Origin of the sequence: Pseudomonas paraeruginosa PA7, from assembly GCF_000017205.1 — a bacterium.
Lineage (GTDB): Bacteria > Pseudomonadota > Gammaproteobacteria > Pseudomonadales > Pseudomonadaceae > Pseudomonas > Pseudomonas paraeruginosa.
Genome location: NC_009656.1, coordinates 1,006,715 through 1,032,353, shown reverse-complemented (window position 1 = coordinate 1,032,353; position 25,639 = coordinate 1,006,715). Strand labels below are relative to the sequence as shown.

At 66.7% G+C, this 25,639-nt stretch carries 20 protein-coding genes; 12 read left to right on the top strand and 8 right to left on the bottom strand.

Annotated elements, in window-relative coordinates; translation table 11 throughout:
* Positions 1-44: 44 nt before the first annotated feature.
* Entirely contained in the window at positions 45-1,532 is a 1,488-nt protein-coding gene (locus tag PSPA7_RS04885; RefSeq protein ID WP_012074366.1) for an aldehyde dehydrogenase family protein, read from the bottom strand.
* Between the two features lie 228 nt (positions 1,533-1,760).
* Between PSPA7_RS04885 and PSPA7_RS04880 the strand changes: the two genes are divergently transcribed.
* From PSPA7_RS04880 to PSPA7_RS04860, 5 genes are all read left to right on the top strand, one after another.
* Positions 1,761-2,429: a helix-turn-helix transcriptional regulator gene (locus tag PSPA7_RS04880; protein WP_003150644.1), complete on the top strand. Its 669-nt coding sequence runs from the start codon at positions 1,761-1,763 to the stop codon at positions 2,427-2,429.
* A gap of 173 nt (positions 2,430-2,602) precedes the next feature.
* Positions 2,603-2,977, top strand: coding sequence for a hypothetical protein (locus PSPA7_RS04875; protein WP_003150646.1), 375 nt, complete (start codon positions 2,603-2,605; stop codon positions 2,975-2,977).
* Complete coding sequence (locus tag PSPA7_RS04870) at positions 2,974-3,180, top strand: helix-turn-helix transcriptional regulator (RefSeq protein ID WP_012074365.1); 207 nt, start codon at positions 2,974-2,976, stop codon at positions 3,178-3,180. Before PSPA7_RS04875 ends, PSPA7_RS04870 begins: the two co-directional genes overlap by 4 nt.
* A 210-nt stretch (positions 3,181-3,390) precedes the next feature.
* Positions 3,391-6,369 carry a thioester reductase domain-containing protein gene (locus PSPA7_RS04865; RefSeq protein WP_012074363.1) on the top strand — a complete coding sequence of 993 codons (2,979 nt, stop codon included), beginning with the start codon at positions 3,391-3,393 and terminating at the stop codon, positions 6,367-6,369.
* 97 nt (positions 6,370-6,466) lie between these two features.
* Entirely contained in the window at positions 6,467-7,156 is a 690-nt protein-coding gene (locus PSPA7_RS04860; protein ID WP_012074362.1) for an SDR family oxidoreductase, read from the top strand.
* A 19-nt stretch (positions 7,157-7,175) separates the two neighbouring features.
* On the opposite strand, the gene PSPA7_RS04855 is transcribed toward PSPA7_RS04860, so the two are convergent.
* The gene (locus PSPA7_RS04855; protein ID WP_012074361.1) at positions 7,176-7,820 is read right to left on the bottom strand and encodes a response regulator; all 645 of its coding nucleotides are present in this window, start codon (positions 7,818-7,820) and stop codon (positions 7,176-7,178) included.
* 499 nt (positions 7,821-8,319) lie between these two features.
* On the opposite strand from PSPA7_RS04855, the gene PSPA7_RS04850 reads away from it, so the two are divergent.
* Positions 8,320-9,519: an EAL domain-containing response regulator gene (locus tag PSPA7_RS04850; protein ID WP_012074360.1), complete on the top strand. Its 1,200-nt coding sequence runs from the start codon at positions 8,320-8,322 to the stop codon at positions 9,517-9,519.
* A 518-nt stretch (positions 9,520-10,037) separates the two neighbouring features.
* Here the strand turns inward: PSPA7_RS04850 and PSPA7_RS04845 are convergent.
* From PSPA7_RS04845 to PSPA7_RS04820, 6 genes are all read right to left on the bottom strand, one after another.
* Positions 10,038-11,177, bottom strand: coding sequence for a fimbrial protein (locus PSPA7_RS04845; RefSeq protein WP_012074359.1), 1,140 nt, complete (start codon positions 11,175-11,177; stop codon positions 10,038-10,040).
* Between the two features lie 108 nt (positions 11,178-11,285).
* Positions 11,286-14,315 carry a two-partner secretion domain-containing protein gene (locus PSPA7_RS04840; RefSeq protein WP_012074358.1) on the bottom strand — a complete coding sequence of 1,010 codons (3,030 nt, stop codon included), beginning with the start codon at positions 14,313-14,315 and terminating at the stop codon, positions 11,286-11,288.
* Between the two features lie 89 nt (positions 14,316-14,404).
* Positions 14,405-15,157 (bottom strand): fimbrial biogenesis chaperone, encoded by a 753-nt coding sequence (locus PSPA7_RS04835; RefSeq protein WP_012074357.1) that lies wholly within the window; start codon positions 15,155-15,157, stop codon positions 14,405-14,407.
* The gene (locus PSPA7_RS04830; RefSeq protein ID WP_012074356.1) at positions 15,154-17,682 is read right to left on the bottom strand and encodes a fimbria/pilus outer membrane usher protein; all 2,529 of its coding nucleotides are present in this window, start codon (positions 17,680-17,682) and stop codon (positions 15,154-15,156) included. The genes PSPA7_RS04835 and PSPA7_RS04830 overlap by 4 nt, the downstream gene beginning before the upstream one ends.
* A gap of 294 nt (positions 17,683-17,976) precedes the next feature.
* A complete protein-coding gene (locus PSPA7_RS04825) occupies positions 17,977-18,723 on the bottom strand; it encodes a fimbrial biogenesis chaperone (RefSeq protein ID WP_012074355.1) in 747 nt (248 codons plus the stop codon).
* 25 nt (positions 18,724-18,748) lie between these two features.
* Positions 18,749-19,312, bottom strand: coding sequence for a fimbrial protein (locus PSPA7_RS04820; RefSeq protein ID WP_012074354.1), 564 nt, complete (start codon positions 19,310-19,312; stop codon positions 18,749-18,751).
* Positions 19,313-19,770: 458 nt separating this feature from the next.
* Between PSPA7_RS04820 and PSPA7_RS04815 the strand changes: the two genes are divergently transcribed.
* From PSPA7_RS04815 to hpaC, 6 genes are all read left to right on the top strand, one after another.
* Entirely contained in the window at positions 19,771-20,595 is an 825-nt protein-coding gene (locus PSPA7_RS04815; RefSeq protein WP_012074352.1) for a molybdenum cofactor biosynthesis F family protein, read from the top strand.
* Between the two features lie 7 nt (positions 20,596-20,602).
* On the top strand, positions 20,603-21,991 hold the full coding sequence (locus tag PSPA7_RS04810; RefSeq protein WP_012074351.1) for an aspartate aminotransferase family protein: 1,389 nt from the start codon (positions 20,603-20,605) through the stop codon (positions 21,989-21,991).
* Positions 21,988-22,749 carry an SDR family oxidoreductase gene (locus tag PSPA7_RS04805; protein WP_012074350.1) on the top strand — a complete coding sequence of 254 codons (762 nt, stop codon included), beginning with the start codon at positions 21,988-21,990 and terminating at the stop codon, positions 22,747-22,749. Before PSPA7_RS04810 ends, PSPA7_RS04805 begins: the two co-directional genes overlap by 4 nt.
* Before the next feature lie 336 nt (positions 22,750-23,085).
* Entirely contained in the window at positions 23,086-23,376 is a 291-nt protein-coding gene (locus PSPA7_RS04800) for a DUF2218 domain-containing protein (protein WP_012074349.1), read from the top strand.
* 157 nt (positions 23,377-23,533) lie between these two features.
* Positions 23,534-25,096 carry a 4-hydroxyphenylacetate 3-monooxygenase, oxygenase component gene (gene hpaB / locus PSPA7_RS04795; protein WP_003157012.1) on the top strand — a complete coding sequence of 521 codons (1,563 nt, stop codon included), beginning with the start codon at positions 23,534-23,536 and terminating at the stop codon, positions 25,094-25,096.
* A 29-nt stretch (positions 25,097-25,125) separates the two neighbouring features.
* Positions 25,126-25,638, top strand: a complete 513-nt coding sequence (gene hpaC, locus PSPA7_RS04790; RefSeq protein WP_003157013.1) for a 4-hydroxyphenylacetate 3-monooxygenase, reductase component — start codon at positions 25,126-25,128, stop codon at positions 25,636-25,638.
* Position 25,639 lies beyond the last annotated feature (1 nt).

Here is a 25,639-nt window from a genome sequence, read left to right as displayed (position 1 = left end):
GCAGCGAAAGAGCCGAGCGCATCGGCTCCTCCCTATCGTCTCCCTCAGTAGGCGATGCACACCGACTTGTTCTCGGTGTACGCCTCGATCGCCGCATGGCCCATCTCGCGGCCGATGCCGGATTGCTTGAAGCCGCCGAAGGGCATCGACGGATCGAGCATGTTGTGGGTGTTCACCCATACCGTGCCGGCCTTGATCCGCGGCAGCAGGTCCATTACCTGGCGCAGGTCGTTGGACCAGATGCTCGCGCCCAGTCCATAGATGCTGTCGTTGGCCAGGCGCACGGCCTCGTCCAGGTCATCGAAGGGCGTCGCCACCAGGACCGGGCCGAAGATTTCCTCGCGCACCACCTGCATCCGCGGGGTGACGTCGGCGAGGACCGTCGGCTGTACGTAGAAACCCGTCTCGCCCGCCCGCGCTCCGCCGCAGACCACGCGGGCACCCTCCGCCACGCCGCCCTCGATCATTCCCAGCACACGGCCCTGCTGCCTGGCCGATACCAGCGGATTGATCTGCGCCGCGGGGTCCAGACCGGGGCCGATGTTCAGGTCGGCGGCGATGCTCGCCAGGCGCTCGAGCACCTGCTCGAAGCGCTTGCGCTGTACATAGAGACGCGAGCCGGCGGTACAGACTTGCCCCTGGTTGAAGAAGATCGCGGCGGCGGAACCGGCGGCAGCCATGTCCAGGCTGGTGTCATCGAGGATGATCACCGGGGATTTGCCGCCGAGTTCGAGGGAAAAACGCGTCATGTTCTCCACCGCGGCATGCCCGATCAGCTTGCCCACCGGGGTCGAGCCGGTGAATGCCAGCTTGTCGATGCCCGGGTGCGCCGCCAGCGCCGCGCCGGCCTCGGCGCCCGTGCCGGTGACGATGTTCACCACCCCTGGCGGAATCCCCGCCTCCAGGCACAACTGGCCGAGGCGCAGGGCGGTCAGCGGCGTCTCGTCGGCCGGCTTGAGGACCACGGTGCAGCCGCAGGCCAGGGCCGGGACGATCTTCCAGACCGCCATCAGCAGGGGAAAATTCCACGGCACGATCGCCCCCACCACCCCCACCGGCTCCGGCACCGTGTAGGCCCGGTAGCGCGCGCCGGGAACCGCGGCGATCGACAGGTCGAGACTGCGGCCCTCGATCTTGGTCGCCCAACCGGCCATGTAGCGGATGAATTCGACCGAGGCGCCGACCTCCAGCGCCCGCGACAGGTTGATCGACTTGCCGTTGTTCAGGGTCTCCAGCTGCGCCAGTTGCTCGCCATGCGCCTCCAGCCGCTCGGCCAGGCACAACAGCAGGCGCTCGCGATCGGCCGGGCGCTGTTGCGCCCAGCTGCCCTCGAAGGCACGCCGCGCCGCGGCGACCGCCAGGTCGACGTCGTCGGCAGCGGCGCGCGCCACCCGGGCCAGCTCGGCGCCGCTGGCGGGGTCGTACAGCGGCATGTCGGCGCCGGAGCGCGCCGGCCTGGACTCACCGTCGATCAGCAGCCCATGGTGGCTACGCAGGAACGCGGTGACGGACGGGTCGATGGCAATACTCATGAGTGCTCCTCGGCTGTGCGACGGCGCTGCATCGTGCAGGCGCCTACTACCCGGGGAATACTCTGGACCCGCCCACGCCACGCCCGCTTGACCCAGCCTGCCGGGTTTCTTGCCGTTGCCTGCCAACTCCGGCAGGCGCAAACAAGACGCCATGCCGAAGCCTGGACAAGCTGTCCCGCAGGCGGGACAGTGACCATCCCGCCGCCTCGCCCCACGGGAGCCCGCGCCATGCCTTCGACCCTCTCGCCCGACCTCGGCCAACGCTGCATGCAGGCCTTCACCCAGGTGGTGCCGGCCAGCCTGTGCGTGTTCTACCGCATCGACCGGGAATACCGCGCGCACGACTTCCAGCTGCTGCGAATGCCGGCCTCCATGCACCGCGACTACCTGCGCCACTACCGCGACTACGACCCGCTGCTACCGCGCCACTGTCTGGCCAGCGCCTCGCCGGTGGTGCCATTGCGCCAGGGCATGGCCCGTCAGGATGCGCGACACACCGCGCTGTACCAGGGTTTCCTGCGCCGCCACGGGGTCTGCGATGTGGTCGAGGTGCTGGCCCGCGCGCAGGATCGCCCGGTGGCCGCCCTGTCGCTGCTGCGCGGTACCGAACTCGGCGCCTTTTCCGGCCATGACCTGCAGCAGTTACAGGCCCTGCATGGCCTGATGGAACTGGCCGCGCAGGCCTGGGTGGACGAACCGGCGCACGGCGACCGCCTGCACGGCCTGACGCCGCGGGAACGGCAGATCGCCCTGCTGCTGCGCGACGGAGTCAGCAACAAGTGCCTGGCCCGGCAACTCGGCCTCGGCCTGCCGACGGTGAAGACCCACCTGCTCAATCTGTTCCGCAAGACCGGAGCGCACAACCGTACGGAGCTGGTGCGGCAGTTGTTCCTCTAGGCCTCGGCAAAGCGGCAGGCGCCACCGAGGCCTTGCGCACCTCCTCGCGAGACCGCCCGCTACCTTCGCCGGGCCGTTCAGCGAGCCAGGCCTGGAGCGCGATGTAAAGCACGCTTGACAAAGCTGATCAATCCGGACCAATGTAAAGCTCACTTTACACGGATGATCCCGCAATGACCTGCAAGCGCTTTTTCCTCGAACTGCTTCTCGCGCTGGCGGCCTACGCCGCCGCCGTTCTCCTCTCCGGCCGGTTCCTCGCCGGACTGGAGGCGGGCGCCGGCCGCGTGCTCCTCGCCCTGCTGCCGGTGCCGCCGATGATCGCCATGGCCCTGGTGGTGATCCGCCAGTTACGGCGACTCGACGAGATGGGCCGGCGTATCCACCTCGAAGCGCTCGCGCTGGCCTTCGTCTGCACCGCCCTGCTCACCTTCGCCTACGGATTCCTCGAAACCATCGGTTTTCCGAAGCTCTCGATGTTCTTCGTCTGGCCGCTGATGGGCGCGACCTGGGCTATCGGTTGCGTCCTGGCGCTGAGGCGCTACGCATGAGGAACCGGGTCCGCGAGCTGCGCGCGGAGCATGGCTGGTCGCAGGCCGACCTGGCGGCGAAGCTGGAGGTATCGCGGCAGACGGTGAACGCCATCGAGACCGGCCGCTACGACCCCAGCCTGCCGCTGGCCTTCAGGTTCGCCCGGGTCTTCGGACTGGCGATAGAAGCGATATTCGACGACCGGGAACAGCACCCCGACTGACACCCCGCCACGCTTGCGCGCCAGGCAGGGAGACGGCTTGGCGCGCCCCACCCGCCACGGCCGAAGCGAGCCCCCTGTCGCAAATGGCAGTTGCCGTATTTCCCGCCACTGCTAGGTTGAGGGTCAGGCCTATCGCCAGCCATCGCCTGGTCCCCGCTCGATACGCTGAAAAACCACGGAATAACGTCCTTTCAACCTGGAGCGCCAGCCATGTCGAAAGATTCTGTTCTGGGCTTGTTCAGCCAGCAAGCGAAGAGCCATCCCGAGCGCCTGGCCATCGTCGACCACGCGCGCTCGCTCACCTATCGCGAACTGGACCGGCTCAGCGACCGGCTTGCCGCCCGGCTCGCCGGGCGCGGCGTCGGCAAGGGCGCCCTGCTGCCCCTGCTGGCCGAACGTTCGCCCGAGCTGGTCATCGCCATCCTCGCGGCGGCCAAGTGCGCGGCGGCCTATGTCCCGGTAGACCGGCGGCAGCCGGACAAGCGCAAGCAGGAGATCCTCCGGCAATGCCGGGCGCCGCTGGTCCTTGCCACCCAGGCCGGGGAGCTGCCGGGGCACGCCGTCGAGACCATCGCGGAGCTCCTCGACCAGGCCACCCGGGCAAGCCCGGCGGGTCCGGAGCCTGGCGGCAGCGACGCGCTCTATGTGATCTTCACCTCGGGCACCACCGGCGAACCCAAGGGCGTGGTGGTCGAGAGCCGCTCCCTGGCCAACCTGGTGCGCTGGCACAACCGGCGCTTCGAAATGTCCGGGCAGAGCCGCACCACCCTGATGGCCGGCGTCGGCTTCGACGTATCCCAGTGGGAAATATGGTCCACCCTGTGCGCCGGCGCCTGCCTGCACCTGGTGCCCGAGGACGTCCGCCCCGATCCCGCGGCGCTGCTGGCGTTCTTCGCCGAACAGCGGATCAGCCACGCCTTCGCCCCTACCGTGATGGTCCCCGCGCTGGTGGAGCGCCCCGTCCCGGCCTCGCTGGCGCTGCACTACCTGTTCTGCGCCGGGGAAAAGCTGCCACCGGTGGCCACCGGCAGCCTGCCCTATACCCTCGTGGATTACTACGGACCGACCGAAGCCACGGTCTTCGCCACCTGCCGCGTCGTCGACGCCGAGGCCTACCGGCGACCTGCGTCGATCGGCTTGCCGATCGGCGGCTGCGAGGCATTCATCCTCGATGCCGAGGACCGCCCATGTCGCGGCGACACACCCGGCGAGCTCAATCTGGCCGGGATCTGCCTGGCGCGCGGCTACCTGAACGACCCGGTGATGACCGAGCGTCGTTTCCATCACGCCCCGCACCTCCGGCGTCGCCTCTACCGCACCGGCGACCGCGCCCGCTGGCTGGCCGATGGCAGCCTGCAATTCCTCGGCCGCCTGGACGACCAGGTGAAGATCCGCGGCAACCGTGTCGAGCTCGGCGACGTCGAAGCCGCACTGCTGCGCCAGCCGGCGATCCATGGCGCGGTGGTGCTGGCGCACGCCGACGACAGCTCCGGCAGCCAGCAGTTGAGCGCCTTCGTCGTCCCCCGCGAGCGCGCCGTCGCCCCCGCGGCCCTGCTCGCCGCCCTGAAGTCGGGATTGCGCCAGGAGTTGCCCGACTACATGCTGCCCAGCCGCTACCTGCTGCTGGAGCGGCTGCCGACCACGGCCAACGGCAAGACCGATCGCCAGGCCCTGCGGCGGAGCCTCGCGGAACACCGGCATGAGCGGCTCGACACCCAGCGCTGCGAGACGCCGGACCAACTGCAGGCGGCCCTGGCCTGGCAGGAAGTGCTGGGGCATAACGACTTCGGCCTCGACGACAGCTTCTTCGATGTCGGCGGGCACTCCCTGCTGGCCGCGGCGCTGGTCCGCGAGCTGAGCCGGCGCTTCGGCAGCCGCGCCTATATCCACGACGTCTATCGCACGCCCAGCGTGCGGCAGCAGGCCGCCAGCCTGGCTCGACGCGCCGGACAGGCGCCGGCGGAACTGGACAGCGAGCCGGCCCAGGAGCTGCGGCAGGACGTGCGCCTGCCGGAAGGCCTCGACTTCGGCCGCTCCCCACACCCCGAGCAGTTGCAGACGCCACGGCACCTCCTGCTGACCGGGGCCACCGGCCTGATCGGCGCGCACCTGCTCGCCGAACTGCTGGCCAGCCGCGATGCCGAGCTGCACTGCCCGGTACGCGCGCAGAGCGACGCGCACGCCCTCGAGCGCCTGCGCCAGGCCACGCGCCAATACCGCATCGAACTCGCCGAGACGGACTGGCGAAGGGTCAGGGCCTACGCCGCCGACCTCGCCGAACCAGGCTTCGGTCTACCGGTGGAGACCTACCGCGAACTGGCCGGCAGCGTCGACCAGGTATTCCACTCCGCCAGCGCGGTGAACTTCATCCAGCCGTACAGCTACATGAAGCGCGACAACGTCCAGGGACTCGAACAGGTCCTGCGCTTCTGCGCCTGCGGCCAGGCCAAGCCGCTGATGTTGCTGTCGAGCATCTCGGTGTACAGCTGGGGGCACCTGCACACCGGCAAGCGCCTGATGCGCGAGGACGACGATCTCGACCAGAACCTGCCGGCGGTGCTCACCGACATGGGCTACGTGCGCAGCAAATGGGTGATGGAGAAGATCGCCGACCTCGCCGCCGAACGGGGCCTGGCGCTGATGACCTTCCGCCTCGGCTACGCCACCTGCCACAGCCGCAGCGGTGCCCATGCCGACTACCAGTGGTGGAGCCGGCTGGCGCGGACCTGCCTGGAATACCGGGCGGTGCCGCTGCTGCGCGAACTGCGCGAGGGCCTCACCACGGTGGACTACATGGTCGGCGCGATCAGCGCCATCGCCCGCCAGCCGACGGCGCTGGGCAAGAAATTCAACCTGGTGCCGAGCATCCCTCGCTGCCTGACCCTGGAGGAGTTCTTCGCCCGCCTCGGCGAACGCGCCGGCCAGCCGCTGCGCCCTATGCCCTTCCACGACTGGGTCAGCCTCTGGGAGGAGAATCGCGACGCTCCGCTCCATCCCCTGCTGAGCATGTTCCGCGACAACATGTATGCCGGCCGCAGCACCGTCGAACTGTACCAGGACACCTACCTGTGGGACTGCGCCAACGTCGAGGAGCATCTGCGCGGCAGCGGCATACGCGAGCCGGAGTTCGACGCCCGCCTGCTCGACCTCTATCTCGCCAGCCTGACCGGCGCCGCCGCTACCCGCTGAAGCCGTCCGTCGCGGTCGATCGCCGCGGCGGGCGCGGCATGCTTACCGCCGCGCGGCGCGCTTGGGTATGCTGGGTTCTTTTCGACGGGAGAACCCCATGCACAACGTCCTGATCGTCGGCGCCTCGCGCGGCATTGGCCTGGGCCTGGTGGCACGCTACCTCGACAGCGGCGCCCGGGTCTACGCCGTGGCCCGCCGGCCGGAAGACTCCGCGGGCCTGCAGGCCTTGCGGCACGCCAGCGGTGATCGCCTGCAACTGGTGACCGGCAACCTCGACGACGCGCAGTGCGCCGGCGCCATCCTGCACGCACTGGCGGAGGAGCGGCTCGATCGGCTGGTGGTGAATGCCGGTGTCTATGGTCCGGCGGACCAGGATGTGACGACGATCGACGGCGCCCAGATCGCCCAGCTCTTCCTCACCAACGCCATCGCCCCGCTGCGCCTGGCCAGGGCCCTGTCCGGGAAGGTGCGCGAAGGCGGCGTGGTGGCCTTCATGAGTTCGCAGATGGCCAGCCTTGGGCTGGGCCTCTCGGCCACGATGCCCCTCTACGGAGCCAGCAAGGCTACGCTGAACAGCCTGGTGCGCAGCTGGCAGGCGGAGTTGGGAGAACTGCCGTTCAGCCTGCTGCTCCTGCATCCCGGCTGGGTACGTACCGAAATGGGCGGCGAGAGCGCGCCGCTGAGCGTCGAGGAAAGCTCCGCCGGACTGGTCGCCGCGGTGGAGGATGCCGCGGGCGCGAATGCCTGCCGCTTCGTCGACTACCGGAACCAGCCGCTGCCGTGGTGAAGCCGCGCCATCCGGCGCTTCAGCGAACGCGACTGTCGCCTTCCGCCGCGTAGCGGATCAGGTCGGCGTCGCGCTTGATCCCCAGCTTCTTCATCGCGCTGACCTTCTGCGTGCTGATGGTCTGCACGCTACGGTGCGACTGCTCGGCGATCTCGGTGATGGTCAGTCCGGAACCGAACAGCCGGACGATCTCCGCCTCGCGCGCGGTCAGGCGCTCGGTGTGGGAAGAGAGAACCTGGTTGACGAAGATGTCCCTGATGGACGGGGAGAAATACTGGTTTCGCGAATAGGCCGCACTCACCGCCATCAGCAGATGACTGGTCGAGTCGGACTTGCTCAGGATGCAGTTGATTCCCTGCTTGAGAATGGCCCGGATAAGTCCCGGATTATTCAACATGGTGAAAACCACCAATTGCAGGCGAGGATAACGCCGCCGCAGCAATGACAATAACGTCAGCCCATCACCATACTTTCCGCCGGGCATCGTATAATCCACGATAGCCACGTCACAGACATGTTCATTGAGTTGCGCGATCAGTTCGGTAGAATTCGAAACTTGTCCAAGTACTTCCAGCGAATCATTCCGACTCAGTTCGTAGGAAATACCTAGCGAGATGGCGGGATGATCATCCGCAACCATGACACGAATGCTATGTACGGACATCCTTGCTTCTCCTTAAACTACACACGGCATGGCCGGGGAACAGCATCGCCAGGGAACGGGGAAGCTCGACCCGCGCTGTCCATGCTCCGGCGAGGCACCATCCGCGCAGCGCGGGAACGGCGTGCCGATCCGCAGGCAAGGAAGCACGGACCGGGAGCCCGTACAGCACATGTCCCGACCCCAAGTGAACGAGTGTATTCTCTAGTAAACCCCGCCACGCTTTACATAGTAAAACTACTATTTTTCCATTTGGAAAACTAACAACAAAGACACTTGAAAAGCCTCTGGAAACCGCTTACCCACATAACCTGAAGATATATAAAAACCGAAAAACCACCCAACAGAAGAAACCTCCAGGCACTTTCCAAACAAAAAATCCAAGCAATTAAAAAAACCGAAATCCAATAGGAAAATTTCTACAAAAAATACGGAAACCGACTATTTACCCAACAATCGCTCCACCATAAAGATTAAAAAACATTTAAAAAGCCTGTAACTCATGCGGCAGATCAGCGTCCTGGTTCTGGAAGATCATCCGTTCCTACGCTTGGCAGCGGTCACCGCCCTGCGCCGGGCGGGTCTCGTCGACATCCACGAAGCGCAGAACGGCAGCGAGGCCCTGGCCCTGCTCAAGCAACGCGGTGGGGTGGATATCGCCATCTGCGACCTGCAGATGCCGGAAATGGATGGCCTGGCTTTCATCCGGGCGGTGAGCGAAGTCGGCCTGGTGCGGGCCGTCGCCCTGAGTTCCTCGGTGGAGAGCCCGCTGCGGACGGCGGCCACCAGCCTGATCCAGCGCCTCGGGCTGGATTTCATCGGCGACCTCGGCAAATCCTTCGATACTCGGGCCGTGCTCGATGCGCTGTCCGTCTTCAGGAACATGCCCAGGCCGCTCCCGCCCGCTCTTCCCGCCTTGCCGCAAAGACCCACGCCGTCGCCGGCGGACGTCCGTCGCGGCCTGGCCTGCAACGAGTTCGAAGCCTATTACCAGCCCAAGCTCCTGTTACGGGGCAACCAGATACAGGGCGCGGAAATACTCGCCCGCTGGAACCATCCTCGCCTGGGCCTGCTGACCCCGGGATCCTTCCTGGAAGTGCTGCAGGCAGCGGGACTCGCCGACGATCTGCTGGGCCGCCTGCTCGGCCAGGGGCTGGAGTGGCAACGACAATTGCGCCGCTACGCGTACGGAAAACCGGTGGAGCTGGCTTTCAACCTGGCGCCGGCCCAGGCGATCTCGCCCGGCCTGATGGAGTTCCTCGCGCAGACCCTGCGGCGCCATCGCGCCTGCGCCGAACATGTCCTTTTCGAACTCACCGAAGAACCCTTCGCGGACTCGCCCACCCTGCTGCTGGAGAACCTGACACGCCTGCGCATGCTCGGTTGCGGATTGGCCATGGATGACTTCGGCTCGGGCCATTCCTCTCTGGAACGCCTGCTCGACCTGCCATTCACCCAGATAAAGCTGGCCATTCCCTTCACCCACCACCTGCTGGGAAACCCCGATTGCCAGGCCATCATCCACGCCACCGTGCTACTGGCCAGGAGCCTCGGCGTGCAACTGGTGGCCACCGGCGTGGAAAGCGCCGAGCAGCGCCTGTTGCTCGGCGAACTGGGCGTGGCGCTCGGCCAGGGGGTCGCCCTCGCCCCGCCCATGAGCGGCCGCGACTTCATGCATTATTGCCTGGGACAGAAGCACTGATCCGCCTGGAGCCAGCGGACTGGCGGTCGTTGCGATATCAACTTGCCGTTTAAGGTCGGGCGTGCAGCAGGACAAGACGAACCGGGCCTGGCTGCCGCGCAAGCGCACCCAGTCTCGGCACCACCACCCGCGACTTCCCGCCGCTGGCCATCGTCTACCGCGACGGCGGCCATGACCGGCTGAGCGCCGACATCGCCTCGTTGCTCAAGGATCGCCTGGGCGCCGAGGTGCCAGCCTCAAGTGGCGAACCCCGTGCCCTTCCGGCGAACCTGCGCGGGCTGGCCATGCCAGGCGACATCGCGGCCCTGGGCGGTATCCTCCATCGCCTGCAAGGCATGGCGCACATGGTCGGCGAAGTGCGCCTGATGGCAAGCTGCAGCGCGCTCTCCAGGGCTTGTACCGAGGATTCGCTGGATGGCTCGCCGCCCCTAGACCTGTGCTTGGGGTGGAGCCCGCGATTCTGGAACCGGAGCAGACCTATGGCGTGATCTCCCCCATGAATCCCTCGCCCGCTCCGCTCAGGGGAAGGTGAAGCTGAACTCGGCCGCGCCGTCGGCCACCCCGGCCTTGAGCTCGGCCGCGGTGCCGGTACGGATGTAGGCGGCGCTCAGGGGAATGTCGGCGGTGTCGCCGACGCGGCGCATCGGGTAAGGCGTGCCGTCGAAGCGGATGCGCCTGCCGCTGTCCAGGCCGTTCTCGACGACGATGCCGAAACCCTTGGCACCGCCGTTCTTCAGGCTGAGGATCGTCGGATCGGCCGGGGCCACGGAGGCGTACTTGTCCTGGAAGGCCACCTGCGGCTTCGCCGCCGCCGCGCATTCGCTCAGGGTGATGCTGAAGTGGCGCGCCCTGGAGGTATCGTTGATCTGCGGAAAATCCTTCAGCGCGACGCTGCCCAGCTCGACCGGGATGGTCTGCCCGACCTCGACCTTGCACTTGTTAGGAATCAGCGGCGGCGGTCCGCCGCCGATATTGATCGCCTCCGGCCCGACCAGCCGATAAGGCGTCCGGCATACACCAACCGGCGTGTTGCTGGTGGGAATGTCGAAGCGCCCCCCCAAGGACGTTTCGCCCTTGAGCATGTCCACCGCCCAGAGGTTCAGCATCGCACTGCCGGAAACGCGGGTGACCAGCAGTTCGCCACTGGGGAGGTCCCTGGGATCGACCGTCAGCACCAGTTCCTGCAGGTAGTCGTTGACCGCGCCGCCGGCATTGACGGTCGCGCGTCGATCGAGGGCGTGAGGAATGTTATCGATGGGGATCGGTCGCTTGACGCCATCCTGGGCATCCATGGAGATCCGGTAGCCGATCCCGTGGATGTTGGTCTGTACCGTCCCGAAGGATTCCGGATAGCCGACCCCGCTCCAGTTTCCCCCCAGGATCAACTCATGCGGCTCCGCGGAGTACGACACCTTGTAGTCGATAAACAGGTTGACCGGCCTGATGAACAACACGGTGCCCTTGGGCGTGTTGCTGGTCAGGTCGTTGACTGCGCGCCAGGGGCCTCCCAGGCCGTTGCGGAAGGTGCAGTCGCGCGCGATCTCGTCCAGCGCCGAGGCCGGCTGCAGGGACAGCCCGGCGAGCAGGGAGCACAGAAGCAGCGGCCGGCAGGCACGTCCGGCGGGGATATGGCCGAAGGGAAAAGACCTCGCGCTCATGGGATTCTCCAGGATGTTCTTGTGGAAAAGGCGGCCGCCGCAGGAATCCGGAAGGCCGCCGTCGACGCGGAAAGGGAGCCCCCCTGCCGGGGAGGCTCCCCGCCTGCCTTACCAGATTTGCCCGTAGTCGACGCCGGCAGGCGGCAGGACCGCCGCCTCGCCGGTCACGTAGTTGCCGACGAGGACGCCACGGTTCTCGCCCACCAGGGAGCCGTAGATCTGCCCATAGTTGGATTGCGGCCTGAAGTTGATCCTGCCGCTGACGCCGGAGTACTCGATCCGCCCCAGGTTGACTCCGGCAATACCGCCCATGGTGGTGTAGTAGTCGCCGCTGACGGTGCTCTCCGAGCTGGAAGAGCTGATTCGTCCCTGGATCTGGTTCTCGCCCACCAGACCGCCGATGCGGCTGCGGCTCCCGCCCCGCACGTCGTTCTTGCTGCTGGATGCCATGATGCTGCCGAAGTTGGTCCCTACCAGGCCGCCGAGCGAACTGTTCGAGCCAGCGGAGACGATGCCGCGGGTATCCGCGCTGGAGATCTCGCCGCTGTTGCTGCCGGCGATTCCGCCGACCTGGCTGTTGATGCCGCCGAACACGGCGCCGCGGGCGATCACATGATCGAGCGAGGCGCTGATGTTGCTGCCGACCAGACCGCCGACCCGGCTGTTGGCGCCCCCGGTGACCTTGCCGGTCGCCTCGGCGGTATCCACCCGCGCGGCGGTATTGACTCCGATCAGGCCGCCGATGTCCGTACCGTAGCTGTCCGTGACATTGCCGCTGGCCTTGACGTTCCTCAGCTCGCTGTCGCCCTCGTTCCTGCCCACCAACCCGCCGGTCGCCAGGCCGCTGCTGCTGAAAACCATGCCGCTGGCCTGGGACTGCGAAATCACACCGTTGCTGTTCAAGCCGATCAGGCCGCCAGTATAGCCGGCGCTGCCCGCCACCACCTGGCCGCTGGCGCTGCTGCGGAATATCTCGCCCATCAGGTTGAAACCGACCAGGCCACCCACGTTGAGGCCGGCCCTGGAGGCATCGACCCGGCCCTGGCTATGGGAGTTGTTGATCACGCCGCGCGAATTCAACCCGACCAGGCCGCCGACGCCGCCCAGGCTGTTGCGCTCGGTGGACCTGGCGGCGATCTGCACGCTGGAATTACTGTCCTCGATCAGCGCCTGCCGACCATTGGAAGCGTTCTCGCCGACCAAACCGCCGATCGCGGTGGTGGGCGCGTAGCCGCTGACCGTGCCGCTGACGCTGGCGGCGCGAATCCGCCCGCCGTTGTTGCGGCCGACCAGGCCGCCCACGGCGTTGGAGCGCGAACTGCTGCCATTGACGCTGATCCGGGTGGCGGTGACATTGGAAACCAGGCCGTTGTTGATACCCACCAGCGCGCCGAGGGAGGACGGCCCGGCGCCGTAGTTGCTGTCGGAGACCCGCAGGTTGTCCAGCTTCAGGTTGGACAGGGTGCCGGAAGAGCGGGCGAACAGGCCGACGTTGGCCCCGGTGTTGGTGATCGAGAGGTTGCCGATGGTGTTGCCCAGACCATCCAGGGTTCCGGTGAAGACGCCGGCGGGACCGCCAATGGACTGCAATGCCGTGCAGTAGTAGCTGCCCAGGATGTTGTTGCCGAGGACGTAGAGGCCGTCCAGGTTGGTGTTGATCGCCTGCAGTTGCGCCAGGGTCTGGACCACCGTGTAGTAATAACCGCCCGAGACATAGCTCGCATTGGCGCCGGACAGCGTGACCGACGCATTGCCGTTCACCCGATGTCCGTTGCCGGCCTCCAGGCTCATGCCGCTGGAGGCGCCGCTGATCACGATCTTGTCGTTGATCTCGATCCCGCCCTTGGCCTGCAGACCCAGCCTGGCATTGACGCCGGTAGCGGTCAGCTTGCCGTTCAGGTTCAGGTCGCCGGCGGAGTTCAGCGCCAGCCGGTTGCCCGAGGCCCAGGCCACCGGACCATTCAGGTTCAGGTCGCCCTTGGTCGAGTTCAGTTCGATATTGGTGGTCGCCAGGTTGCGCGACAGGGTATCGACATGCACGGTGCCGCCGCTGGCCAGCGCCGTGCGATGGACGTCGACCTTGTCGGCGCTGATCTTCCAGATGCCATTGTTGCCGTTGCTGGCCAGGGTGTTCACCTGGGTCGCCAGGTTGACCTCGACCTCGGCCGCTTTCATCTCCACCGTGCCACCGTGGCCCGGCTCGTTCAGCGCGTTGGCGGACAGCGCGCCGGCCACGAGCACCTTGCCCGAACCGCCATCGAGGATGATCTTGCCGGACTGGCCGCGCAGACTCCTGGCCTCGATGGCGCCCTGGTTGTTCACCACCGAGCCGAGGACCGTGGTGGTTGCCCTGGCGGTCATCAGCACCTGGCCGCCATCGGCCTTCAGCAGGCCGCCGTTCTTCGCCAGCGCACCGACGACGGCGCCGTTGACCTGGATATCGAGCAGCCGGTTGCCATCGAAGTTCAGGGTGAAATCGCCACCTGCGCCGAGAGCGGCGGTGCCCATCTGCGCCAGGATCGTCCCCTGGTTGTCGACCCGGGCGCCCAGCAAGGCGATGGATCCCCCTTCCGCCGCGCTCAGGCGCCCCATGTTGAGCACTTCGCTGGTCGACGAGCCGGAGAACTGGAACTTGCTGGCCAGGAAATCGGCGTCCTTGATGTCCTGCGTCGAAACCACCAGGCCACCGACGTTGACCTGGGCATTACGGCCGAAGAGCACGCCGTTGGGGTTGACCAGGAATACCTTGCCGTTGGCGTCGATATTGCCCTGGATATCGCTGGCCCTGGTGCCGAGCACCCGGTTCAGGGCAATCGAAGCCGAGGTTGGCTGGTTGAAGGTTACTCGCTCGCCGGCGCCGACGCTGAAGGAATCCCAGTTGGTGATCAGCTTCTCGGTGTGCTGGTTGATCGACATGCTCTTGGCGCCGACCAACTGGATGTCTCCGCTGCCGGCCACCACCTTGGGGTCGGTCGGCAGTGCATAGGCCGGAGCCAGGGCGCCCGCGCCCATCAGGGCGAGGAGCGAGGCCGCCACCGCCCGTACGCCAGCGGTCTTGCCACGCCGACGGCTACCTTCGCTGGCGACGTTCCAGCAGCCCTGGGATGCGTTCCAGACCAGTGCATAGCATTTGTTCATCTGTCTACTTCCTCTCCAATGAAGCCCCGCAACCTATTTGCAGGGCCATGCTGCGGCAGCGCCCCATCTCCCCGGGCCCTGCCGAACTCCTAGGGGTGTTCCGCCACGGGCGGGCCGGTCGACGCCACGCCGACCTCGATCCGGCCCTGGTCATCCACGACCTCGTAGTGAACCCGCGCGCCCGCGCGCGCCGGCTTGGGCAGTGGCAGCGGGGTACGGCTGAATGGCGGCAGGGTCGGGTTGCCAAGGGCGATCGCCACGTCCCCCTCGCGCAGTTCCAGGCGGGTCAGGGAAACGTGATAGGGGGAACGGTTGTCGGCCTCGAGCACCGCCAGCTTCCCCGGCGACGCGGCCGGCAACAGGCGCCAGGCCACCTGTCCGGCGGCCGCCCGTGGATCGCCGGGCAATCCCCGCGGGCGAAACAGGACCTTCATCCGCAGGCGGTAGCTCAGCAGCAGCAGGTTGTCGCGGCCCTCGTCCCGCGATGGCACCTCGAGCAGGTTCAGCCAGAACAGCGATTCACGGTCGTCCGGCAGCGGCTCGCCGGTGTAGCGCAGCTGCAACGCGTACTTTTCCTGCGGCTCGACACGCGACAATGGCCGAGACAGGACGAAGGGCACCTGGACGGTGCTCGGGTCGGCGGAGCCATCGCCGCGATCCAGCCAGGCCTGGACCAGGATCGGCCGCTGGCCGCCATTGCCGATACGGATGCTCAGGGCGTCGCTCTGCGCCGGATAGATGAAGCGGCTACCGACCACGTTCAGCGCCGCGTCGACGCTCGCCGGCAGCGCGAGAGAAAGGCCGAGCGCCAAGCCGCAGCGATGCAGGCATCGGCGGATCACGAGCGCAGTCCTCCGGCCACCGGCCGGCACGCCAGCTTCAGGACCGTCGAGGTCTGCGCGCGCGCCGGCAACGCATAGTCCAGCAGGCACTGCTGGTCGGGCGCGTCGCCCCAGCGCACGCGCAACGTGCCGCGTTCCCGTTCGACGCGCAGCACCAGGCGGCTGCCCTGGCCGACGGCACCGACGTTCTCTCCGCTCTGCGCATCGACGACTTCCGCGGCGAAGGGCAGCGGCTCGCCGCTGGGCATCCGGCTGTCGACCAGCAGCGGGCGGGCGATCCGCGTCGGATACTCCAGGCGCACCACCGCCCCGGCGGTGGGCGCCACGTTGCGCGAGCTGGCCTTCAGTTCCACCGCCTCGGGCATCCCGAGGGGATCGAGGTCGATACTGTTCGACTGGTAGGGAATCAGGTTGGGGACCACCGCGTAGCCACTGCGGTCGACCCTGTTGCCGGCATAGCCGGCGCGTGCGCCCAGGGCATCGGCGGCATGCACCAGGGCAATGGTCTCGCCCAGCATCTGGGTGGCGGTGAGCCCGCCGGCATGGGCGACCAGGCCGCCGGACGCCTTGAGCGACACCTGGCGATAACCCGGGCCCTGCGACAGGCTCGAACCCAGTTCCACCTGCGGCAGGCGGTAGTCGAGGCTGGCGTTCTTCGAGGTCTCTCCGCGCTCGCGATCGTGGGAGGCCGACAGCGCGTAGGAAAGCTCATCGCGCCTGCCCAGCAGGCCGGACACCCCACTGGTGAGCTGCGTGCCGCTGGCGCTGTCATGGGTGAGGTAGCTGCTCAGGGTCGGCGAGCCACGGCCGGGACCGCCCAGCGGAATGGAAACGCTCAGGCTGAACAGGGTACTGCTGGCGCCGCCGCGCTCACGGTCGGAGAAGCCCTCGTACTGGCTGCGCAGACGTTGCGCGGAGAGGGTATAGCTGACGTCGCGCCACTGGTTGCTGTAGCCGACCGAGAAGTTCACGGCCCGGCCACCATGGCTCCAGTAGCGCTGCGCGGAACCGTTGAGGTACAGGTGGCCCCCGCCGGCGCCGAGCTGCTGGCTGATGTTGGCATCCACGCGATTGCGCAGGCGCGAGAACGACTCCAGCGGCTCGCCCCTGTCCACCCGGTCCTGCATGAACACCGCGTCGCGCAGCCCCAGGTAGCCACTGGTGGAATAGCGGTAGGCGAGCAGCGAGAAGTTGGTGCCGGTGTTCGGCAGGTTCTTGCTGTAGGAAAGCCGGTAGCTCGAACCGTTCAACTGGCCGCCACCGCCGGGCACGTCGGTTCGCGCCAGCGTCACGTCCCCGGCGAAGCCGCCGATCGGCGTGTTCAGGGCCAGGCCCAGCAGCGCCGACATGTAGCTGCCGGTGAAGGCCCCGCCCCCATAGGCGGTCAGGTCGTTGCCCAGGCCGCGCTGGTAGACGCCTTGCACCAGGTTCGGTCGCCGCTCCAGGCTGGGATCGTTGACCTGCCCGGCGGTCAGGCTGTAGCGCGTGGTGCCGGGACGCAGCAGTTGTACCGTGGTGGCGAACGGCACGATGAAGGTGCGCACCTCGCCACTGGCCTCGGCCACTCGCACTTCCAGGTCGCCGCCGAAGCTTGCGGCCTGCAGTTCGTCGAGGGCGAAGGCGCCGGGGGCCACGGTGGTCTCGTAGATCAGGTAGCCGCGCTGGTAGACCGAGACCCGCGCATTGGTGTTGGCCGTTCCGCGCACCACCGGCGCGTAATAGCGCAGCGAGTCGGGCAGCATCCGGTCGTCGCTGGAAAGCCGCGCGCCACGGAACGACACCGGGTCGAAGAACTCGCTGCTGGTCGAACTTTCCCCCACCAGCAGTTGCGAGCGCCAGGCCGGAAGATCGGTCTGGCCGTAGGTGGCGCTGCGCTGGTAGTGGCTGCCGTTGCGCCGCGACCAGGTGGCCGTGCCGTTGTGGCGCAGGCGCAGCCGGCCCAGATTCAGGCCGGCGTTCAGCCCGGCATAACCGCTGGTGTCGCTCCTGCCGCGGGTATCGGTGTTGTAGAGGCTGGCGTTGTAGTTGAGCAGCGCGGCGGAAATGCCGTTGTCCCAGCTCGACGGATCGACGTAGGTCTTCGAGGAGGCCAGGCTCAGGTAAAACTCGGGCACCGAGAGATAGATGGCCTGCTCGGCGATGTCCAGCCTGGTTGTGGCGCCCGGCACGTGGCGCGCCAGTGGCTCGCAGGCCAGTCCCTCGGGCAGCGGGACGCCGCCGGAAACGCCGTCCTGCCCGCGCGCGCTCCTGGCCAGGTCGATACCGGCCCGCTCCAGCAGGCGCCGGTCGTAGCAGAGCACCGCGCTGTCCTGGCCCGGCTCGCGGCGCAACTCGACGTCCTCGACACCCCGCCACTGGTTGTTGACCAGCAGGTCGAGACGATAGCGCCCCGGCTCGATGACGTTGCCGCGCTCGAAGCGCGAAGTGTCGATGGCGCGGCCCCCCGCTCCCAGCGACAGCATCTGCGCATCGAAGACGATCCGGCGCGGCGGCGCGCCCCTGGCGGCAGGCGTCGCCGGCAACACGGGGCCGTTCGCAGCCACGGGCTCGGCCTGCCGTGGCGCTCCTTCACGCGGCCCGGCACTGGCGCTGCCGGTCCAGGAAAGGGAAGGCAACGACATGAGCACAAGAACAAGGCACCGGGTGCGCATGGAGAAACATCCTTGTTCCGCCATGCGCGACGGGAGAAGCTGCCCCCGGCCCGAGCCACGAGCCGACCGCCCCCCATGACGAAAAACTTTAGGCATATGTAATCCCTGCGGCGATGGATAATCGCCACCCATATGTCGAACCAGAGAGAGAAACCGCGGGAAACCGCTTTACTCGCCGAGCGCTCGCTCGAGCGTGGAACGGCCGCCGTAATCGTTGATCACCTCGAAGCGGACGGAAGCGTTCCGGCTATCGAGCGGCATGTTCTTCTTTGCGCCGAAGTCCTTCCGGGAGAACGGGGAAACCATGCCATTGCCGATCGAGACGGCGCGTCCATCGACAAGCACCTCGACGTCGGAGAAAGAAACGAAATACGGCGTGGGATTATCGACTCGAACGACTGGACTTCGTCCCGCACTTCCAACCAACTTCCAGCGGAGCTTTTCAGGTGCGGATTCGGCACTTTTCAACTGGCTGGGACGGAAGAACAACTTGAGGCGAGAACGGAAAGAGAACTGCAAGGCATTCTCGTCGCTCTCGTCCCGTGGCGGCACTTCCAGGATATTCAGCCAGAACACCGACTCGCGGTCCTTCGGCAATGCCGTGCCGAGGTAGGCGACGCGCAGGACCAGGCCCCCGTTGGGCTCCACCCGGGCGACCGCGGGGGTGATGCTGAACGGCATGTTCAGTTGCTCGGGCGGCACATCCTCGCGTCCATCGTCGATCCAGGCCTGCGCCAGCACCGGCACGCTGGAGGTATTGTTGACCCGCAGGGTGACTTCGCGCTCATTGCCAGGAAACACGACCCGGGTACCCTGGGCGACCAACCCGGCCTCGGCCGGGGAGACGCCCAGGGCGAAGACCACGGCGCTCGCCGCAACCCAAGAGAGGAGAACATTGTGCATTGGCGAAGCCATGGTCGCGCCCCTGTGTCCGAGCTGCTTACTGGTACGCCAGCACGTAGCGGATATGGGACACGCCGCTGCCCGGAGTGACGGTGGCGGCGGTGGAGACATAGGACGCCTTGTATTTCAGGGTCGCGGTGTTGTTCTTGATCTCGGCCTGTTGCGGCGAAGCCTCGGCCGAGCCCAGCGGGATCTTGGAATTGTTGCCGGCGTTGTTGTAGATCTGGATCTGCACGCCGCCAGCCGGGGAGTTGCTGGTCAGCTTCAGGTTGCCGGTGGACTGGTCCACGTTGGTCACGGCGTCGAAGGCGATGGAAGCCTTCTTGCCATCGGTGCAGCCGGCGCCGGACAGGACCAGGTCGAAGTTCTTGAAGGGGGATGCGGTGCCGACCGCGGTGAATACGCCGGGAGCTACGGTACCCAGGTCGACATGGGTGACGTTGCCGATACCCGGCGCCTGGCCGTTGATGTCACAGGTCACGTCGGAGATGCTGCCCATGAAGTTGACCACGCCATCGGCGGCGAACGCGGGAGATCCCATGGCCAGGAGAGCGCCGGAAACGGCGAGGGGAGCGAGAACGCTACGCTTGAACATGTTCATCTGATTTCCTTTCAAGTGGATGGAACATCCTGACAACACCGTCGAGATCCGCTGCAAGTTCGGATCGAATGGGGCGAGCCAAGTCTTTTCGTGCAAATAAGGAACAGCCACTGCGAGCGACCATGACTGCGGGGCAGTTGGAGAACATCGCTCGAAGCGCGAAGAAAGATGTTAGAAAGAAAGGAAAATCATAAAAATAATAAACATACGAAAATATATGTAGTCCTTTTCCGAGAGCAATGCTTAAAGCACTTCCACATCAAGATTCGCAACAGAAAAACATTAAATTTTCAATATCAGACCAATCATTCGAACTACCAAAAGTATTTTCCTACGCAAACTTTCACGTTATTCAAGGAAATGTCCGTAGACCGCATCGGCACCTCAACCATCCGGTCGATACCGTGCGACGTCGCGACACGCCAGCATGGCGCTTTCCCAACGACCGGAGACTCGCCATGCCCGCCTCCCCCCACCCCGAATGGATCACCGTCGGCGCCCTGGCCGATAGCTTCGCCCCGGACAGCCACGTCCTGCCCGCCAGCCTCGACCTCGACGGACGCGAGCTGGTCCTGCACTTCGCCAACGGCTGGATCATCCAGCACGCCTTCGGCCGGCAACGCCTGCGCTGGCGCCTGGCGGACGGCAGCGTCAGCGGCGAGTCGGCCTATCGCGCCAGTTCGCTGCGGGAAAACATCTACCTGGTGGACTTCCTCAAGCAGGAAGACGGCCGGACGGTGTCGGTCAGCCTGGTGCTGGATTTCCACCACCTGGCATTCACCGCGGTACTCGGCCGGTTGCCAACCCGCGCCACCTGCGAGCAGGGCCTGTTCAGCCGTGCGCTCAGCGGCCAGGAACCGACCGGCGTCGAGGCCGGGTTCCTGCACGGCAGCCTCGGGCGTCCCTGGCAGCCCGGCGCCTGCCCGCACGCGCCCAGCGAAGAACTGCTCGGCCTGCGCAACCAGTACGTCTACAGCGCCAGCGAGGCCTACGAGCACATCTACCTGAATCCGCGCTTCTATACCTGGCATTGCCTGCGCGGCGCCGAGCAGGGCCTGGCCGACACCGACCGCTGCCACCACTACCGACTGGCCGAGCGTCTGTACCTCTTCGTCTGGCGCGAAAAGATCGTGCCGACCCTCGGCGTGCTGCTCATCGACCTCGAAGCCGGGCGTACCGACGGCAAGATCTTCGGCTACCAGGGCGACGACTTCGCCACCCCGGTGAACTTCCCGGTCGGCGCCCTCGCCCGGGTACTCGGCCAGACCCGCCACGAACAGTGAGGCCAGCATGGAAAACAACATCCTCGGCCTCGACCTGGCTCGTGTCGAAACCCTGTTCCAGCGCGAACTGCGGTGCTTCGACGCGTTGCATCCGCGTTCCATGGCGGCATACCGGGAGAATCTCCGTCACTGGCTGTACGGCGCCCCGCTGCACTGGATGCAGCAATGGCCGGGCAATTGCCCGCTGGTGGTCAAGGACGCCTGGGGCGCGCGAGTCACCGATATCGACGGACACCACTATGTCGACTTCGCCCTCGGCGACACCGGCGCCATGTTCGGCCACGCCCAACCGGCGGTGGCCGAGGTCATCGCCCGGCAGGCGCGGCACGGTTCGACCCTGATGCTGCCGAGCGAGGACAGCCTGTGGGTGGGCGCCGAACTGGCGCGCCGCTTCGGCCTGCCTTACTGGCAGGTGACCACCTCGGCGACCGATGCCAACCGCTTCGTCCTGCGCCTGTGCCGGATGCTCAGCGGCCGCGACAAGGTGGTGGTTTTCAACTGCAACTACCACGGGAGCGTCGACGAATCGCAGGTGGAGTTCGACGGCGAGGGCCGGATGGTCCCGCGCGACGGCGTGCATCCCAACGGCGTGCGCCACGACGCCACCACCCGCCTGGTGGAGTTCAATGACCTCGGCGCGCTGGAAGCCGCCCTCGCCCATGGCGACGTCGCCGCAGTGCTGACCGAGCCGTTCATGACCAATGTCGGCATGGTCCCGCCAGCCGAGGGTTTCCACGCCGGCCTGCGCGAACTGACTCGCCGCCACGGCGTGTCCCTGGTCATCGACGAAACCCACACCATCTCCTGCGGCTCTTCCGGCTACAGCGGCGCACATGGCCTGGAGCCGGACTTCCTGGTCCTCGGCAAATGCATCGCCGGCGGCATTCCCAGCGCGGTCTGGGGTTGCAGCCAGGCGCTGGCGGAGCGCATCTGGGTGGTGCTCCCGCATTTTCGCCCGGGACAGGCGATCAACCACTTCGGCTTCGGCGGCACGCTGGCCGGCAATGCCCTGCAACTGGCGGCAATGCGCGCGACCTTCGCCGAGGTGATGACCGAAGTCGCCTACCGGCACATGTTCGAACTCGCCGCCCGGCTCGAAGAGGGTGTCCGGGCGATACTCGAGGACATGCGCCTGCCCTGGCACGTGACACGCATCGGCGCGCGCGTCGAATACCTGTTCATGACCCATGCCCCGCGCAACGGTGGCGAAGCCCATCATGCGCGGCACGGGCTGATCGAGGCATACCTGCATCTCTACCTGCTGAACCGCGGGGTGCTGCTGACGCCCTTCCACAACATGGCGCTGGTCTGCCCGGCGACCCGGACAGAAGATGTTGACCTGCACAACCGCCTGCTGCGCGACTGCCTGGGCGAACTGCTGGAGGATGACGCATGAGGCGCCTGGAAAGTCGCGTCGCGCTGGTCACCGGCGCTGGCCAGGGCATCGGCCGCGCCATCGCCGAGCACTTCGCCGCGCAAGGCGCCAGGGTGCTGCTGGCGACTCGCACCGCCAGCAGCGGCCAGGCCACCCTGGCGGCGATCCGCGCGGCGGGGGGCGAAGCCGAACTGCTGGCCGTCGACCTGGGCAGCCGCGACGCCGCCGAGCGCGCGGTGCTCGCCACCCTGGAGCGCTTCGGCCAGTTGGACATCCTCCTCCACAATGCCGCGGCCTTCGCCCAGTGCACTCTCGCCGACCTGGGCGACGAGACGCTGGAGCAAACCCTCGCGGTGAACCTGAAAAGCTGCTTCTGGCTGACCCAGGCCGCCCTTCCCGCCCTGCGGCGCAGCCTGGCGGGGCGGGTACTGGTGACATCCTCGGTGACCGGTCCGCGCACGGCGATCGCCGGACTCGCCCACTATGCAGCGAGCAAGGCCGGGGTCAACGGTTTCATCCGCGCCGCCGCGCTGGAACTGGCCGGCGACGGGATCACCGTCAACGGCGTCGAACCCGGCCTCATCGCCACCCCGGCGCTGGGCAACCTCGGCGACGCCGGCCGTCTCGCGGCGCACATCCCTCTCGGCCGCGTCGGCCAGCCACGGGATATCGCCCACGCCATGCTGTTCCTCGCGTCCGACGAGGCGAGCTACATCACCGGACAGACGCTGGTGGTGGATGGCGGCGCGCTGCTACCGGAGAATGGCGGACTGGCCTGAGCGCCCACCCACCTCTGGCGCTCGTCGGCCTGGCTCGCCCTCTCCCCCGCCTTCTCCCTGAAGGGAGAGGAGCCGTTCGGCGCACGCGGCAAGCACCTCCGCCCGCCGCGGCTCCGGCAGGGCGAATGACCGCTCGCGGTTATCCGCCAGGCCTGCCGTCCCCCGCCCTCTCCCTGGAGGGGACCGTGGGGTGCATGCGGCAAGCGCCCTCGCCCTGCCGCGCGGGCGAGGACCGCCAATTTGCCGGGCGATTATCGAAAGCCCCTGCAAAATGGATGAATAAGAACGACTCTCAGCGGGTTAGTATCGGAAATCCCAACCGAGAGGATTCGCTTCATGTTCCGCTCCATGTCCCATGTCCGTACCGAATCGGCCGCCCGCTACATCAACCGCCTGTGCAAGCACTGGGGGCACAAGTTCGAGGTCGAGCTGAGCGCCGAGCGCGGCTTCATCGACTTCGGCGACTCCAACTGCGAGCTGCTGGCCCATCCCGACCATGTACTGCTGGTTCTCAACAGCCCCGACGAGGACAGCCTCGCGCACATGCAGAACGTGGTCGCCGACCACCTGCAGCGCATGGCCAGCAGCGAAAGCCTGGAAATCAGCTGGCAAGCCGCCGACAGTTGAGCGCCTGGCCACCCGGCCGCCCCCTGGCGACCGGCGTCATGGCCACCATGAAAAGTGCAATTCATTCCCCGGAAAAGCCATTCAGCTCGCTCTCCCCGCGTCCCATCATCGTCTCCAGGCGCTCTCGCGCAGATAACAACAATGACTGGAGTCGATGATGAAACCCGAAGATTTCCGTGCCTCTGCCACCCGTCCGTTCACCGGCGAGGAATACCTCGCCAGCCTGCGCGACGACCGTGAGATCTACATCTACGGCGACCGCGTCAAGGACGTCACCAGCCACCCCGCCTTCCGCAACGCGGCCGCCTCCATGGCCCGGCTCTACGACGCCCTGCACGATCCGCAGAGCAAGGACAGGCTCTGCTGGGAGACCGACACCGGCAACGGCGGCTATACCCACAAGTTCTTCCGCTACGCGCGCAGCGCCGACGAACTGCGCCAGCAGCGCGACGCCATCGCCGAGTGGTCGCGCCTGACCTACGGCTGGATGGGCCGCACCCCCGACTACAAGGCCGCCTTCGGCAGCGCGCTGGGCGCCAACCCGGGCTTCTACGGCAAGTTCGAGGACAACGCGAGGACCTGGTACAAACGCATCCAGGAAGCCTGCCTGTATCTCAACCACGCCATCGTCAACCCGCCGATCGACCGCGACAAGCCGGTGGACCAGGTCAAGGACGTGTTCATCTCGGTGGACGAGGAGGTCGACGGAGGCATCATCGTCAGCGGCGCCAAGGTGGTCGCCACCAACTCCGCGCTGACCCACTACAACTTCGTCGGCCAGGGCTCGGCGCAGCTGCTCGGCGACAACACCGACTTCGCCCTGATGTTCATCGCACCGATGAACACCCCCGGCATGAAGCTGATCTGCCGCCCCTCCTACGAACTGGTGGCGGGTATCGCCGGATCGCCGTTCGACTACCCGCTGTCCAGCCGTTTCGACGAGAACGACGCGATCCTGGTGATGGACAAGGTGTTCATCCCCTGGGAGAACGTACTGATCTACCGCGACTTCGAGCGCTGCAAGCAGTGGTTCCCCCAGGGCGGCTTCGGCCGGCTGTTCCCGATGCAGGGCTGCACCCGTCTGGCGGTCAAGCTCGACTTCATCACCGGCGCCCTCTACAAGGCCCTGCAGTGCACCGGTTCCCTGGAGTTCCGCGGGGTGCAGGCGCAGGTCGGCGAGGTGGTGGCCTGGCGCAACCTGTTCTGGTCGCTGACCGACGCCATGCACGGCAATGCCAGCGAGTGGCACGGCGGCGCCTTCCTGCCCAGCGCCGAGGCCTTGCAGGCCTACCGGGTGCTCGCGCCGCAGGCCTATCCGGAAATCAAGAAGACCATCGAGCAGGTGGTCGCCAGCGGCCTGATCTACCTGCCTTCCGGCGTCCGCGACCTGCACAACCCGCAGCTCGACAAGTACCTCTCCACCTATTGCCGCGGCTCCGGCGGAATGGGGCACCGCGAGCGGATCAAGATCCTCAAGCTGCTCTGGGACGCCATCGGCAGCGAGTTCGGCGGCCGCCACGAGCTGTACGAGATCAACTACGCCGGCAGCCAGGACGAGATCCGCATGCAGGCCCTGCGCCAGGCGCTCGGCAGCGGCGCGATGAAGGGCATGCTCGGCATGGTCGAGCAGTGCATGGGTGACTACGACGAGAACGGCTGGACCGTGCCGCACCTGCACAACCCGGACGACATCAACGTGCTCGATCGCATCCGCCAATGACGCCCGCGTCGCGTCCGGAGGTTTTTCCCATGACCCAGCTCGAACCCAGGCAGCAAGCCTTCCGCAACGCCATGGCGCATCTCTCGGCGGCAGTCAACGTGATCACCAGCAACGGCCCCGCCGGACGCTGCGGGATCACCGCCACCGCGGTCTGCTCGGTCACCGACAGCCCGCCGACGCTGATGGTCTGCATCAACCGCAACAGCGAGATGAACCCCGTGTTCAAGGCCAATGGCCGGCTCTGCGTGAACGTCCTCAGCGGCGAGCACGAGGAAGTGGCGCGCCATTTCGCCGGCATGACCGGGGTGGCGATGGAGCGGCGCTTCGCCCTGCACGACTGGCGCGACGGCATCCATGGCCTGCCGCTGCTGCACGGCGCCCTGGCCAACCTGCAGGGACGCATCGCCGAGGTCCAGGAAATCGGCACCCACTCGGTACTGCTGCTGGAACTGGAGGATATCCAGGTGCTCGAGCAGGGCGACGGGCTGGTCTACTTCAGCCGTGGCTTCCACCGCCTGCAACGGGACCGCCGCGCGGCCTGAA